Source organism: Reyranella sp. (assembly GCF_965279625.1).
Taxonomy (GTDB): domain Bacteria; phylum Pseudomonadota; class Alphaproteobacteria; order Reyranellales; family Reyranellaceae; genus Reyranella.
In genome coordinates this window covers 431155-445068 of record NZ_OZ257251.1, presented here as the reverse complement: position 1 = coordinate 445068, position 13914 = coordinate 431155, and the positions used below count along the sequence as shown (strand labels likewise).

Genomic DNA, 13914 nt, shown 5'->3' with positions numbered 1-13914 from the left:
GAGGTTGGGGCCGAAAATGCAAGCGCCAGTGAAATCAAGGCCTTAGCCGATCGCTTTGGCGATCTCCCGCGCCAATTCGAGGAGGGAGAGAGGCGCGCTGCCCTCGGCCTTGTTGTTGGCGGTTATCCACACCCTTTGACGGGCCTTGTAGGCGGCGGTAGCCATCCGGGCCAGGACCCGGCGGGTCTCGCCATCCTCGTCGACCAGCCGGTCGAACGGTTCGTACCGCTGCTTGGCCGTCTGGTACAGGAACCCGCGGTGCAGGTTCCAGCGCACCACCAGCGGGCCCGCCTCCTCCCCGTCGAGCGCCTTGAGCGCCGCCTCCTGCCGTTCGACCTCGGGCATCCGGTCATGCAGGCCGACGCAATAACGGACCCCCGCCCTCCCCAGCATGCGCATCAGGCGGGGCGTCAGTAGCTCGGGATTGCGCAGTTCCAGCGCATAAAGAGGCGTCTGCCCGGCTAATTCGCGCGGCAGGGCGCCGAAGAATGCCTCCAGCCGGTCGATCAGGAGCCAGGACTCCTCGGCCAGACCGCGCGGCAGCGGAGAGATCTGAAACACCAGGGGACCCGCCTTGGCCTTCAGCCCCTCAAGGCAGGGCAGGACGAACTCACGGGTGGCGAGCGCCGCATCGAGGAAGTGCGGGTTCGCAATCTTGCCCCGGCCCTCCTCGTCGCGCATCACCGCGTCGCAGACGAGAGCGGGCGCCTTCACCACGAAGCTGAAATGCTCCGGCACCTGGCTGGCATACTGGGCGTAAGCGGCAGTCGAGATCGGCGCGTAGAAGGTCCGGTCGAGGCTGACGGTTCGCAGCAGCGGGATCTGGCCATAGGCCTCTAGCCCTTTGCGGCTGAGCGTCACCTGGGGATGAACGCCGTCGTAGACCAGGCCGCGCCAACCGGGAAAGAACCAGGAGGATGTGCCGAGGCGGATGTCGAGGGGCAGCGCCGGCGCCTCGAGCAGCGGCGACTCCCGCGCCGGCCGGACATCGCCTGCCCTCGAAGCGCGCCGCCTGGGCGCCGGGGCCGCGCCGGTTTCGAAGAGGCCGGGCTGCCGGCTCAAATCTCCTCCACCTGCGCGACGCCCGGCAGGCTGCCGATCGTGTCGCGCAGGCCGCCTGCGATCGAATAGGCGCCGGGCAAGGTGACCTCGGCTTCGGAATCGTCCGGCATGGGGACGACGAGCGTGACCCGTCCCCGCCCCCGCTTGCCCTCCAGCGCCTTGCGCAGCGCCTCCAGGGCGACGGGATCGGAGATCACGATCCGCAGGCCCGCCGCCGAATTGGCGACCGCATCGTCGAGTTTCTCGACCGTCTGCGCCGTCAGCTTGACCTGCTCGCCGTCGAGGCGACCGTCGACCGAGATCAGGATCGCCTGTCCCGCCTCGAGGAGATTGCGCTTCGAGTTCAGCAGCTCGCTGAAGACGACGCACTCGAAGGCGCCCGACTGGTCGGAGCACTGGAGGAAGGCAAAGCGGTTGCCCTTCGCCGAGGTGCGTTCCATGCGGTCGATGACCGTACCGGCCAGCTTGATGCGCCCCGGCGTACCACGGGCCAGCAGGGCCTGCAGGTCGGCCGCGCGACAGACGCCGAGCCGCTGCAGGCTGCGCTCGTAGGCGGCCAGCGGATGCGACGACAGGTAGAAGCCGATGGCCGCGAACTCGTTCTGCAGCCGCTCCATCGGTGCCCAGTCAGGTACCTTGGCAAGCTGCGGGCGCCGCTGGGCGGTGTCGTCGCCGAACAGGTTGTTCTGGTTGCTGCCGCGCGATTCGTGCGTCGCCTGGGAATGGCGGGTCAGCGCCTCGACGGCAGTGAAGGTCTGGGCGCGGTTCTTGTTGAGCGTGTCGAAGGCCCCCGCCTTCACGAGGCTTTCCAGCAACCGCTTGTTCAGCGCGCGCGAGTCCAGTCGCTCGGCGAAGTCGAACAGGTCCTTGAACGGGCCGTTGGCCTCGCGCTCCTCGGTGAGCCGGCTCATCGCCTCCTTGCCGACTCCCTTGATGGCGGCCAGCGCGTAGCGGATCGCCTTCTTGCCGTCTGGCGTCTGCTCGACGATGAACTCGGCCGTCGACTTGTTCACGTCGGGCGGCAGGAGTTCGACGTTGATCTTGTCGAGGTCGCGGCGATAGCCGTTGAGCTTTTCCACGTTGCCCATGTCGAGTGTCATCGTGGCGGCGAAGAACTCGACCGGATGGTTGGCCTTGAGATAGGCGGTCTGGTAGCAGACCAGCGCGTAGGCTGCGGCATGGGACTTGTTGAAGCCGTAGCCCGCGAACTTGTTGACCTGGTCGAAGATCGACGAGGCCTTGTCCGCCTTCACGTTGTTCTTCTCGGCGCCCTCGACGAAGCTCACCCGCTGGGCATCCATCTCGGCCTGGATCTTCTTGCCCATGGCGCGGCGCAGCAGGTCGGCGCCGCCCAGCGAATAGCCGCTCAGCACCTGGGCTATCTGCATGACCTGCTCCTGGTAGATCATGATGCCGTAGGTTTCCTTCAGGATCCCTTCCAGCAGCGGATGCAGGTAGTCCGGCTCCTCCTCGCCGTGCTTGCGCTTGATGTAGCTCGGGATGTTCTCCATCGGGCCCGGCCGGTAGAGCGCCACCACGGCGATGATGTCCTCGAAGCGGTCGGGCTTCATCTTGCGCAGCACGTCGCGCATGCCGTTGCCTTCGAGCTGGAACACGCCCGATCCGTCGCCCCGGCAGAGCAGCTCGAAGGTCTTGCGGTCGTCGAGCGGCAGTTTCGCGATATCGATGTTCTCGCGTCCGATGAAGTCCCAGGCCTTCTCGATGACGGTCAAGGTCTTGAGGCCGAGGAAGTCGAACTTCACCAGCCCGGCCGTCTCGACCCACTTCATGTTGAACTGGGTGGCCGGCAGCGAGTCGACGCCGTCGGTATCGCGGAACAGCGGGACGAGCTGGTCGAGCGGCCGGTCTCCGATGACGACGCCGGCGGCATGGGTCGAGGCGTTGCGGAACAGGCCCTCGAGCTGCAGCGCCAGATCGATCAGGCGCTTGATCTCTTCGTCGGCGTTGTACTGCTCCTTGAGCAGGTCCTCGGTCTCCAGCGCCTTGGCCAGGGTCACCGGATTGGCCGGGTTGTTGGGCACCAGCTTGCAGATCCGGTCGACCTGGCCGTAGGGCATGCCGAGCACGCGGCCGACGTCGCGCAGCACGGCCCGCGCCTGCAGCTTGCCGAAGGTGATGATCGCGGCGACACGGTCGTGGCCGTATTCGTCGCGCACGTAGCGGATGACGCGGTCGCGCTTGTCCTGGCAGAAGTCGATGTCGAAGTCGGGCATCGACACGCGCTCGGGATTGAGGAAGCGCTCGAACAGCAGCCCCCAGCGCAGCGGATCGAGATCGGTGATCTTCAGCGACCAGGCGACCAGCGAGCCGGCGCCGGAGCCGCGTCCCGGACCCACCGGCACGCCATGGTCCTTGGCCCACTGGATGAAGTCGGCCACGATCAGGAAGTAGCCGGCGAACCCCATCTTCTCGATCATGTCGAGTTCGTAGGTCAGCCGCTCGCCATAGCGCGTGAAGTCGATTCCCTCGGCCAGCCTGCCCAGCGCTCTGAGCTCGTCGAGCCCGGTCTTCGCCAGGTCGCGCAGCGCCTCACCCTCGGTACGACCTTCGAGCTTGGTGTAGCGCGGCAGGATCGGCTTGCGCGGCGCCGGCATGTAGGCGCAGCGCTGGGCGATCACCAGCGTGTTGTCGCAGGCTTCGGGAATGTCCGAGAACAGGCTGCGCATCTCGGCAGCCGACTTGAAGTAGTGTTCCGGTGTCAGACGACGGCGGTTCGGGTCCTCGATATGCGCGCCCTGCTCGATGCAGAGCAGCACGTCGTGCGCCTCGTACATCGACTTCTTGGGGAAGTGCACGTCGTTGGTCGCGACCAGCGGCAGGTTGCGGGCATAGGCCAGCTCGATCAGTGGCTCCTCTGTCCGGCGCTCCGCCTCCTCGCCATGGCGCTGCAGCTCGATATAGAGGCGGTCGCCGAACAGACCCTGCAGACGGTCGAGCAGATGCTCCGCGGCCGGCGTCTGGCCGGCCGCCAGCAGCCGGCCCACGCTGCTGCCGTTGCTGCCCGTGATCGCGATGAGTCCCGCCGTCGACCCTTCGAGCTCCGCCAGGGGCAGAGCGGCCACCGATCCCGCCTTGAATTCGAGATGCGCGCGGCTCACCAGTCGCATCAGGTTGAGGTATCCCTCCTCGCTCTGCACCAGCACGGTCAGCCAGTCGACGGTCGGCAGCTTGCTCGCCGTGGCGACGCCGCCCTCCTCCTCGCGCCTGATGCCAAGGTCGCAGCCCACGATCGGCTGGATGCCACCCTTGGAGGCGTACTGGGAGAATTCGAGCGCACCGAACAGGTTGTTGCGGTCGGTGACGGCAACCGCCGCCATCTCCGCCTCCTTGGCCAGGGAGACGATCTTGTCGACCTTGTTCGCGCCTTCGGTGAGCGAATAGGCGGAACGAACCTTGAGATGGATGAAGTCAGCGATTGCCACGGGACATCATCGCCCCGCGGCCTGTGGACTGTCAGGTATCGAGCACGCCATCTTTCAGGCGGACCGTGCGGTCCATGCGGGCCGCCAGCTCGGGATTGTGGGTGGCGACCAGGGCTGCCATGCCGGTTTCACGCACCAGCGCGAGCAATTGCTGGAACACCGTCTCGGCCGTCGTGGAATCGAGATTGCCGGTCGGCTCGTCGGCTAGCAGCACGCGCGGGGCATTGGCGACGGCGCGGGCGATCGCCACGCGCTGCTGCTCGCCGCCCGACAGCCGTCCCGGCCGGTGGTCCAGCCGGTCGCCCAGCCCGACCAATGCGAGAAGGTCCGCCGCGCGTTGACGCGCCGCCGGGCGCGCGACGCCGTTCAGCATCTGCGGGAGCATGACGTTCTCGACGGCTGAGAATTCGGGCAGCAGGTGGTGGTACTGATAGACGAAGCCCAGGAAGTTGCGGCGAAATCCCGTGCGCTCCTTGTCGGCCATGCGGACCGTGGCCTTGCCGTCGACCACCACTTCGCCCTCGTCGGGCCGTTCGAGCAGGCCCGCGATGTGCAGCAGGGTCGACTTGCCGCTGCCCGACTGGCCGACCATGGCCACGATTTCGCCGGGATGCAGGTCGACCGAGACGCCGCGCAATACGTCGAGGCGGCGGTCGCCCTGCACGAAGGTGCGGCGGATGTTCTGCAGCGAAAGCGGTTTGGCGGTGTCACTCATGTCGCAATCCTTCGACCGGTTCGACCCGGGTGGCCCGCCATGCCGGATAGGCTGCGGCGATGAGTGAAAGCACGATCGCGACGGCGATGATGAACGCCACCTCGACCGGGTCCACGCGCACCGGCATGGAGCTGATGAAGTCGACCTCGGCCCCGGCGGTACCGGCGCCGCCGGTCACGTTCGCGAGCGCGCGGCCGATCGTGGGCATGTTGGCGCAGAGCAGCAGGCCCAGCGCCGCGCCGATCGCCGTCCCGACGACGCCGACCGCCGCCGCCGCCATGAAGAAGGCGCGGACGATCGTCCCGGGCGCGGCGCCCATGGTCCGCAGGATGGCGATGCTGCCGCGCTTCACGCGGACCAGCATGGTGAAGCTCGCGACCACGTTCATGGCAGCCACCACGACGATCAGCGTCAGGATGATGAACATCATCACCCGCTCGACCTGCAGCGCGCCGACGAAGCGGGCGTTGAGGCCCAGCCAGTGCGATACCCGCAAATCCTCGCGGCCGAGTGCCTGCCGCAGCTCCTGCGCCACCCTCGGCGCGGACTGCGGATCCTTCAGGAACAGGTCGATCGAACTCACGGTTTCCTTGCCGTATTCGAGATCCTCCTGCAGCGCCGACAGCGGGATGAACACCAGGGTGCTGTCGAACTCGTAGCGACGGCTCATGAAGGTGGCGAGGATCTCGTAGTCGCTGTAGCGCGGCGCGATCGTGCCGCTCTCGTTCAGCTGGTGGGTCACCACGGTCAGCGGCTCGCCCACCCGCACCTGCATCTGCTGGCGCAACCGTTCGCCAATCACCAGGCCCGGCTTGGTGCCGAAGTCGGCCAGGTCGCCGAAGACGATGTTCTTCGACACGATCTCCCGGTTCAGGAGATCCTCCCGCCGCACGCCGCGCAGCTGGGCGCCGCGGGTCAGTCCGTGCCCGGTGACGAGAACCTGGCGCTCCAGGGTAAGACGCACCGCCTCGACACCCGGAACGTCCTTGAGCCTGGCCAGCAGTTCGGGCGTGGCCTGCAGCAGCCCATCGCGGGCGGCGATCACGACATGGCCGTTCATGCCGATGATCCGCCCCAGCAGCTGCTCGCGAAAGCCGCCCATGACCGAGAGCACGGCGATGAGGGTGCCGACACCCAGGGCAACGCCGATCAGGGAGAACATCGCGATGAAGGAGACGAAGCCCTCGCGCTGGCGCGTGGCGAGGTAGCGCCAGGCGAGCCAGCGTTCGACGGCGGGCGCGCGGTCACTCACGGCGCAGGCCCTCCACCGGATCGAGGCGCGCCGCCCGGGCCGCCGGATAGATCGAGGCGAGCAACGCGAAGACCAGCGCCATGATCGCGATTCCCGCAACCTCGCTCCATTCGATCCGCGAGGGCAGTTCGGCCAGCAGGTAGAGGGTCTGGTCGAACAGCACGATGTCGAAGGTCCGCTGCAGCCACTGCCGGATCGCCTCGATGTTGCGGGCGAAGGTGAGCCCCAGCACGACGCCCAAGATCGTCCCTGCTCCGCCGATCGAAAGCCCGTCGAGCAGGAAAATACGCATGATGGCCGCGCGGCTGGCGCCCATGGTGCGCAGGATGGCGATGTCGGCCGTCTTGGTCCGGACGAGCATGACCAGGCTGGACACGATGTTGAAGGCCGCGACCAGCACGATCATCGTCAGGACGAGGAAGATCATGTTGGTCTGGGCGACCACCGCCGAGAAGAAGCCGGCATTGGCCTGGAACCAGTCGAACACCCAGCCCTGCGTCCCCACCGCCTGCATGAGCAGCCGGCGCGTCTCTGCGGTCGAGGCCTTGTCCGAGACGAAGACCTCGATGCCCGTGACGTTGGGCCCCAGGTTCAGCATGTGCTGGGCGTCTTGCAGCGGCGCGTATACGAAGTTCGAGTCGTAATCGTACATGCCCGTGCAGAAGATCGCGGCGACCTTGACGGCGGCGGAGCGCGGCATCACGCCGAGCGGTGTCGCCACCGACACCGGCGACACGAGCTGCAGCCGGTCTCCGACCTTAAGGTTCATGAGGTCGGCCAGGCGGCGGCCGATCACCACGTTAAAGTCGTCGCCGAAGCCCTTGAGGGTTCCCCAGTCGATCGGCTTGTCGTCGTCGGCCTTGCAGAGCGCGCGATAGCGTTCGCGGCTCTCGGGCGGTCCCTCGATCGCGGAAGCCAGAGGCGCGCGATCGCGGATGTCGTCGGGCCTCATGCCGCGAAGCACGATCCCGCGCACGCGATCCCCGGCGACCGCCATGAGCTGTCCCTCGGCCGTCGGAGTCGCCGACTCGACGCCCGGCACGGCCGCCAGGCGCTTCAGAAAGTCGGGCGTGGGTTCGAGCGCGCCGCCATTGGACTGCACGCCCAGCTGGCCGCTGATGCTCGACATCTGGGCCAGCATCTCGACGCGGAAGCCGTTCATCACCGACATCACGACGATCAGCGTGCCGACGCCCAGCGTGATGCCGATCAGCGAGAAGCCGGCGATCACCGAGATGAAGCCCTCCTCGCGGCGGGCGCGCAGGAAGCGGAAGGCGATCAGGCGTTCGGCGGCGAAGGACATGGCGGAGCCTGTCCGCGGCTCAGGCGAAGCGCGCGAGAACCTGTTCGGGTGCCAGCTCCTCGCGGGCGCCGGTCTTGCGGTTCTTGACCTCCAGCTTGCCCGCGGCCAGCCCCTTAGGGCCGACGATGACCTGCCAGGGGATGCCGATCAGGTCCATGTCGGCGAACTTGCCGCCCGGCCGGATGTCGCGATCGTCGTGCAGCACCGCGACGCCCTTGGCCGTGAGCGCCTCGTAGAGCTTCTGGCAGGCGCCGCCGACGGCACCGTCGTCCGGCTTCAGATTGACGATCGCCACCTTGAAGGGCGCCACCTCGTCCGGCCAGACGATGCCGGCATCGTCGTGGCTCGCCTCGATGATGCCGCCGACCAGGCGAGAGACGCCGATACCGTAGGAACCCATCTCGACCGTGATCTGCTCGCCGCCGGGGCCGGCGACGACGGCGTTCATCGGCTTGGAGTACTTGGTGCCGAAATAGAAGATGTGGCCGACCTCGATGCCGCGCGCGGCGAGACGTTCGCCCTCGGGCAGCGCCTCGAAGGCCTTCGCATCGTGCATCTCGTCGGTCGCCGCGTAGAGCGACGTCCATTCGTTCACGATGCCCTGGAGGTCGGACGAATAATCGATCGTGCGGCTGAGGATATCCTTGTCGACCAGCCCCTTGTGGCAGAACACGGCGCTCTCGCCGGTCTCGGCCAGGATGATGAACTCATGGCTGAGGTCGCCGCCGATCGGGCCGGTGTCGGCGCGCATCGGGATCGCCTTCAAGCCCATGCGGGCGAAAGTGCGAAGGTAGGCCACGAACATCCTGTTGTACGAATGGACCGCGCCCGCCTTGTCGATGTCGAACGAGTAATTGTCCTTCATCAGGAATTCGCGACCGCGCATGACGCCGAAGCGCGGGCGGACCTCGTCCCGGAACTTCCACTGGATGTGATAGAGATTCTTCGGCAGGTCGCGATAGCTCTTCACGCCATCGCGAAAGAGCGTCGTGATCATTTCCTCGTTGGTCGGGCCGTACAGCATCTCGCGATCGTGGCGATCCTTGATGCGCAGCATCTCCGCCCCGTAGGCCTCGTAGCGGCCGCTTTCGCGCCACAGGTCGGCCGACTGGATGGTTGGCATCAGCACTTCCTGCGCCCCCGCCCGGTCCTGCTCCTCGCGCACGATCCGCTCGATGTTGCGCAGGACCCGCAGCCCGAGCGGCAGCCAGGCATAGATGCCGGCGCTGGTCTGGCGGACGAGGCCGGCGCGCAGCATCAGCCGATGCGAAACGATCTGCGCTTCCGACGGAGTCTCCTTCATCGTCGGCAGAAAGTACTGGCTCATGCGCATGCGGAATCGGTCCTCGGTCGGGGTATCGGGATGGCGGCGGACTGTAGGGAACGGGTCGGCCAAAGGCAAACCTGGACGGTACGGCTGGCTTTTCACAGCCATGTGCCCGCACACTGGGCGCGACTTTCGGGGGGAGCGGAATGCTGGAACGACTTTTCAAGCTGAGCGAGAACAAGACCAACGTCCGGACGGAGCTCGTGGCCGGCCTCACGACGTTCCTGACGATGGCCTACATCATTTTCGTCAACCCTTCGATCCTGGCCGAAGCCAAGATGCCTTTCGGCGCGGTGTTCGCCGCCACCTGCGTGGCGGCGGCGGTCGGCTGCTTCCTGATGGCGTTCCTTGCCAACTACCCGATCGCCCTCGCCCCCGGCATGGGCCTCAACGCCTACTTCGCCTTCGGCGTGGTCGGCGGCATGGGCCACACCTGGCAGGTCGCACTGGGCTGCGTCTTCATCTCCGGCATCATCTTCCTGATCATCAGCGTGCTGCCGATCCGCGAATGGATCGTCAACGCGATCCCGAAGTCGCTGAAGATGGCGATCGCGGCGGGCATCGGCCTCTTCCTGGCCCTGATCGCGCTCAAGAATGCCGGCATCGTCGTCGGCAATCCGGCAACGCTGGTGGCCCATGGCAAGATGACGAGCTGGCCGGTGGTTATGGCGGTCCTGGGCTTTGCCATCATCGTCGCCCTCGAACACCGCCGCGTCATGGGCGGCGTGATCATCGGCATCCTGGTCGTGACTGTGATCTCCATCCTGGCCGGGCAGCAGAAGTTCGCCGGCATCGTCGCCACCCCGCCCTCGATCGCGCCCGTCTTCCTCCAGATGGATCTTGCCGGTGCCCTGAAGGTCGGGCTCGTGACGGTGGTCTTCGCCTTCCTGTTCGTCGACCTGTTCGACAATACCGGCACGCTGATCGCGTTGGCCCATCGCGGCGGCTTCATGCGGCCGGACGGTACGGTGCCGCGCCTGCGCGGTGCGCTCATTTCAGATAGCGCCTCCGCGATGATCGGCGCCGCCCTCGGGACCTCGACCACGACCAGCTACATCGAGAGCGCCTCGGGCATCAATGCCGGCGGGCGGACGGGACTTACCGCAGCGGCGGTTGGCGTGTTGTTCCTGCTGGCGCTGTTCCTCTCGCCCCTTGCCGGATCGATCCCCGCCTACGCGACCGCGCCAGCTCTCCTGTACGTCGCGTGCCTGATGGCCCGCGGCCTGACCGAGATCGAATGGAACGACATCACCGAAGCGGCGCCGGCGGTCATCACCGCGATCGCCATGCCCTTCACCTTCTCGATCGCCGACGGCATCGCGTTCGGCTTCATCTCCTACGCCGGAATCAAGGTGGCTGCGGGCCGCTATCGCGACGTTCATCCGGCCGTCGGAATTCTCGCTGGGCTGTTCGTGATCAAATATGTGGTCATCGGATGATCAGTGAAATCGTACGGACATTAGTTTGTCGTTGAGCGACCTGGGGTTTGCAGATTCTTCTGTTCGGCCCCCATGGATCGAAAGAAAAGGTCTTGGCAATTCCCAGGCGGCACGCTAAACAGCCTACGCGTTGGGCGTAGCCCGAGTTTAGGGAGGAGAGCGGCGGAAGCCGCCTACGACGAGTTTCGGGGGTAGAGGACGGCGGACCACTGGTCCGCCGTTTCCTTTTGTGGGAAAGGCGCGCGGATCGTGCGGCTCAGGACCCTTCGAGACGCCTGAAACTCAGCAGATCAAGCTGATAGAACCCGTAGAAGGCGAGCCACAGCACCGCCGCGACGATGGTGGTGATGATCGCCTTGCGCAGCAGCTCCGGCTTCTCCGGCGCGCCCTGCTCCTGGCCCCTGCCCGGGTTCTCGACTCGGCGCACGCCCAGCGGCAACACCATGAAGAGCGCGATCCACCAGATCACCAGGTAGACCATGACGCCGGTAGCCCAGCCCATGGCGCGGCGCTCCTCAGACCTGTTCGAGTTCGATCAGGGTGCCGGTGAAGTCCTTCGGATGCAGGAACAGCACGGGCTTGTCATGGGCGCCGATCTTGGGCTCGCCGTCGCCCAGCACGCGCGCGCCCTGCGCCTTCAGCTTGTCGCGGGCGGCGTAGATGTCCTCGACCTCGTAGCAGACGTGGTGGATGCCGCCATCGGCGTTACGCGCCAGGAAATTGGCGATCGGCGACTTCTCGCCGAGCGGATGCAGGAGTTCGATCTTGGTATTGGGCAGCTCGACGAAGACCACCGTGACGCCATGCGCCGGCTGTTCCTTGGGGGCGCTCACCTTGGCGCCCATCACAGTGCGGTAGAGTTCGCTCGCCTTGGCGAGGTCGGGCACGGCGATCGCGATGTGGTTGAGGCGTCCGATCATGGTCTTCTCCGGCGGCTGCGCGGCCTTTAGATGCGGACGATGTGCACGTCCGTCAACGGCTTCTTGCCGAGGTGCGCCCGCACGACGCGCCGGACGGCCTGGCGGGCCGCCTCCTCCATGCGCCGGTCGTCGGTGCGTTCGGCGGTCTTGAGGTCGGCCAGCATCTCGGACAATGCGTCCTCGATGGCCTCCTCGAGCTCGCCGTCGGCGTCGTCGATCCCGCGCAGCGAGACTTTCGGCGGCGCCAGCGGCTTGCCGCGCTTGTCCACCACCAGCGTCGCCGCCGCGGCACCGTTCCACAGGAGCTTGCGCCGTTCGCGCAGCGACTCGCCGTCGAGCGGGATCAGCCCGTCGCCGTCGCGCGCGAGGCGGCCGGAAAAGACATGGTCGATGATCTCGGCCGGACCGGGCGCCAGCCGCACCAGGGTGCCGTTGGGCGCCACGATCGTTTCCGGGACCTGGCAGGCCCGCGCCAGCTCGGCATGCTCGATCATGTGCCGGACCTCGCCATGGACGGGCAGCGCGATCTTCGGCCGTATCCACTGATAGACACGAACCAGCTCGTCACGCGCCGGGTGTCCCGACACGTGGATGTCGGCCTCGCGGTCGGTAATGACCTTGACCCCGCGAGAGATCAGGCCGTTCTGCAGCCGTCCGACCGAATGCTCGTTCCCGGGGATCACCCGCGACGAGAAGATCGTGGTGTCGCCGGCCTCGAGGACGAGGTCGCGATGCTCGCCGCTGGCCAGCTTCGACATGGCGGCGCGCGGCTCGCCCTGGCTGCCGGTGCAGATGAACAGCACCTTGTCGCGCGGCAGGAAGCCGGCCTGCTGCTCAGGCACGCATTCCGGGAAATCCAGCAGATAACCGCACTCCTGGGCGGCCTGGAGCATGCGCGTGAGCGCCCGTCCCGACAGGACCGGGTGGCGGCCGGCCGCGACCGCAGCCAGCGCGACGCTCTCGACCCGCGCGAGGTTGGAGGCGAAGCAGGTGACGGCCACCCTGCCCCTGTGTCCCTGCACGAGCTTCTCGAGGTTCTTCCGGACCTTGGACTCGGAGCCCGCCTCGCCTTCGACGAAGACGTTGGTGCTGTCGCAGACCATGGCGAGCGCGCCCTCGTCGCCGATGCGCTTCAGCATCGCCTCGTCGGTGACGTCGCCCAGCAGCGGCTCGGGATCGATCTTCCAGTCGCCGGTATGGAACACCGTGCCGAATTTCGTGCGGATCGCCATGGCGTTCGGCTCGAGGATCGAATGCGTCATGGTGATCATCTCGAGCTCGAACGGCCCGAGGCTGAACTTGCCGCCCAACGGGATCTCGGTGACCGGCACGACGTCACGCAAACCCGCGTCGATCAGCTTGCGCTTCAGGACGGAGGCCGCGAACGGCGTTGCATAGACAGGCGCCTTCAGCCGGGGCCACAGGTCCGCGACGGCGCCAAGATGATCCTCGTGGGCGTGGGTCAGGACGATACCGACGAGGTCGTCGCGGCGCTCCACGATGAATTCCGGATCCGGCATCACCACTTCGACGCCGGCCATCGAACTGTCGGCAAAGCCGATGCCGAGATCGACCATCAGCCACTTGCCGGCGGTGCCGTAGAGATTGAGGTTCATGCCGATTTCGCCGGCCCCCCCAAGGGCCAGGAACAGCAGCTCGTCGTTCGACGGAACCGTCATCGGCTGTTGCGCCGCCAGATCTCCAGGAGGCCGAGCGACATCAGGTCGGGCTCGATGAAGTCGAACAGCCCGATCTCGTCCTTGAACACGCTGGCGAGGCCGCCCGTCGCGATCACCTTCATGGGCTCGCCGTACTCCTCCCGGATGCGCCTGATCAGGCTCTCGATCAACCCGACATAGCCCCAGAAGATTCCGGACTGCATGTTGGCCACGGTGTTCTTGCCGATCACGTGGGCCGGCTTCTCGACCCGGATGCGCGGCAGGCGCGCCGTCATCAGGTAGAAGGCCTCGATCGTCAGTTCGACACCCGGCGCGAACACGCCGCCGATGAAGTTGCCGTCCTTGTCCGCGAGATCGAAGGTGGTCGCGCTGCCGAAGTCGATCGTGATCAGCGGCCCGCCATACTTCGTGTGACCGGCGATCACGCCAACGAGGCGGTCGGCGCCCGCCTCCGCCGGACGGTCGATCAGGACCTTGATCCCGAGAGTGCAGTCGGGCTCGCCGACGATCAGCAGCCTGGTGTGGAAATAGGTCTCGCAGAGGCGCCGCAGGTGCGTGTTCACGGCCGGCACGACGCTGGCCAGGATCGCGCCCTTGATCGACCTAGGGTCGAAACCCTGCAGGTTCATCAGCTGCGTCACCCAGGCGGCATATTCGTCGGACGTGCGCTTGGACTCGGTCCGCAGGCGCCACGCGGCAACGATCCGGTCCCCGTCGAACACGACGAACTTCGAGTTGGTATTGCCAACGTCGATGGCCAGCAGCATCCCCGCT

The 13914-nt window shown here is 66.6% G+C and carries 11 protein-coding genes; 1 reads left to right on the top strand and 10 read right to left on the bottom strand.

Annotated features, from left to right (window positions below; translation table 11 throughout):
• Positions 1 to 42 precede the first annotated feature (42 nt).
• From ACQY78_RS01995 to proS, 6 genes are read right to left on the bottom strand one after another with little or no spacing between them, the layout of a single operon-like run.
• A complete protein-coding gene (locus tag ACQY78_RS01995; protein WP_428682247.1) occupies positions 43 to 1062 on the bottom strand; it encodes a DUF72 domain-containing protein in 1020 nt (339 codons plus the stop codon).
• The gene (dnaE, locus tag ACQY78_RS01990; RefSeq protein ID WP_428682245.1) at positions 1059 to 4505 is read right to left on the bottom strand and encodes a DNA polymerase III subunit alpha; all 3447 of its coding nucleotides are present in this window, start codon (positions 4503 to 4505) and stop codon (positions 1059 to 1061) included. Before dnaE ends, ACQY78_RS01995 begins: the two co-directional genes overlap by 4 nt.
• Before the next feature lie 31 nt (positions 4506 to 4536).
• Entirely contained in the window at positions 4537 to 5220 is a 684-nt protein-coding gene (locus tag ACQY78_RS01985) for an ABC transporter ATP-binding protein (RefSeq protein ID WP_428682243.1), read from the bottom strand.
• Positions 5213 to 6472 carry a lipoprotein-releasing ABC transporter permease subunit gene (locus ACQY78_RS01980; protein WP_428682241.1) on the bottom strand — a complete coding sequence of 420 codons (1260 nt, stop codon included), beginning with the start codon at positions 6470 to 6472 and terminating at the stop codon, positions 5213 to 5215. Before ACQY78_RS01980 ends, ACQY78_RS01985 begins: the two co-directional genes overlap by 8 nt.
• On the bottom strand, positions 6465 to 7775 hold the full coding sequence (locus ACQY78_RS01975; RefSeq protein ID WP_428682239.1) for an ABC transporter permease: 1311 nt from the start codon (positions 7773 to 7775) through the stop codon (positions 6465 to 6467). Before ACQY78_RS01975 ends, ACQY78_RS01980 begins: the two co-directional genes overlap by 8 nt.
• A gap of 19 nt (positions 7776 to 7794) precedes the next feature.
• Positions 7795 to 9108: a proline--tRNA ligase gene (gene proS / locus ACQY78_RS01970; RefSeq protein ID WP_428682237.1), complete on the bottom strand. Its 1314-nt coding sequence runs from the start codon at positions 9106 to 9108 to the stop codon at positions 7795 to 7797.
• A gap of 140 nt (positions 9109 to 9248) precedes the next feature.
• Between proS and ACQY78_RS01965 the strand changes: the two genes are divergently transcribed.
• The gene (locus tag ACQY78_RS01965) at positions 9249 to 10541 is read left to right on the top strand and encodes an NCS2 family permease (protein WP_428682235.1); all 1293 of its coding nucleotides are present in this window, start codon (positions 9249 to 9251) and stop codon (positions 10539 to 10541) included.
• Between the two features lie 256 nt (positions 10542 to 10797).
• Here the strand turns inward: ACQY78_RS01965 and ACQY78_RS01960 are convergent, their stop codons facing one another.
• The 4 genes from ACQY78_RS01960 to ACQY78_RS01945 are packed head-to-tail and all read right to left on the bottom strand — an operon-like array spanning position 10798 to position 13907.
• A complete protein-coding gene (locus ACQY78_RS01960) occupies positions 10798 to 11043 on the bottom strand; it encodes a DUF1467 family protein (protein WP_428682233.1) in 246 nt (81 codons plus the stop codon).
• 13 nt (positions 11044 to 11056) lie between these two features.
• Positions 11057 to 11461: a methylmalonyl-CoA epimerase gene (mce, locus tag ACQY78_RS01955; RefSeq protein ID WP_428682231.1), complete on the bottom strand. Its 405-nt coding sequence runs from the start codon at positions 11459 to 11461 to the stop codon at positions 11057 to 11059.
• 26 nt (positions 11462 to 11487) lie between these two features.
• A complete protein-coding gene (locus ACQY78_RS01950) occupies positions 11488 to 13140 on the bottom strand; it encodes a ribonuclease J (protein ID WP_428682229.1) in 1653 nt (550 codons plus the stop codon).
• On the bottom strand, positions 13137 to 13907 hold the full coding sequence (locus tag ACQY78_RS01945) for a type III pantothenate kinase (protein WP_428682227.1): 771 nt from the start codon (positions 13905 to 13907) through the stop codon (positions 13137 to 13139). The genes ACQY78_RS01950 and ACQY78_RS01945 overlap by 4 nt, the downstream gene beginning before the upstream one ends.
• Positions 13908 to 13914: the final 7 nt, after the last annotated feature.

Coding starts and splice junctions, on each gene's coding strand:
- ACQY78_RS01960 (WP_428682233.1), bottom strand. CDS start 11,043: ATGGGCTGGGCTACCGGCGTCATGGTCTACCTGGTGATCTGGTGGATC.
- mce (WP_428682231.1), bottom strand. CDS start 11,461: ATGATCGGACGCCTCAACCACATCGCGATCGCCGTGCCCGACCTCGCC.
- ACQY78_RS01965 (WP_428682235.1), top strand. CDS start 9,249: ATGCTGGAACGACTTTTCAAGCTGAGCGAGAACAAGACCAACGTCCGG.
- proS (WP_428682237.1), bottom strand. CDS start 9,108: ATGCGCATGAGCCAGTACTTTCTGCCGACGATGAAGGAGACTCCGTCG.
- ACQY78_RS01950 (WP_428682229.1), bottom strand. CDS start 13,140: ATGACGGTTCCGTCGAACGACGAGCTGCTGTTCCTGGCCCTTGGGGGG.
- ACQY78_RS01945 (WP_428682227.1), bottom strand. CDS start 13,907: ATGCTGCTGGCCATCGACGTTGGCAATACCAACTCGAAGTTCGTCGTG.
- ACQY78_RS01975 (WP_428682239.1), bottom strand. CDS start 7,775: ATGTCCTTCGCCGCCGAACGCCTGATCGCCTTCCGCTTCCTGCGCGCC.
- ACQY78_RS01985 (WP_428682243.1), bottom strand. CDS start 5,220: ATGAGTGACACCGCCAAACCGCTTTCGCTGCAGAACATCCGCCGCACC.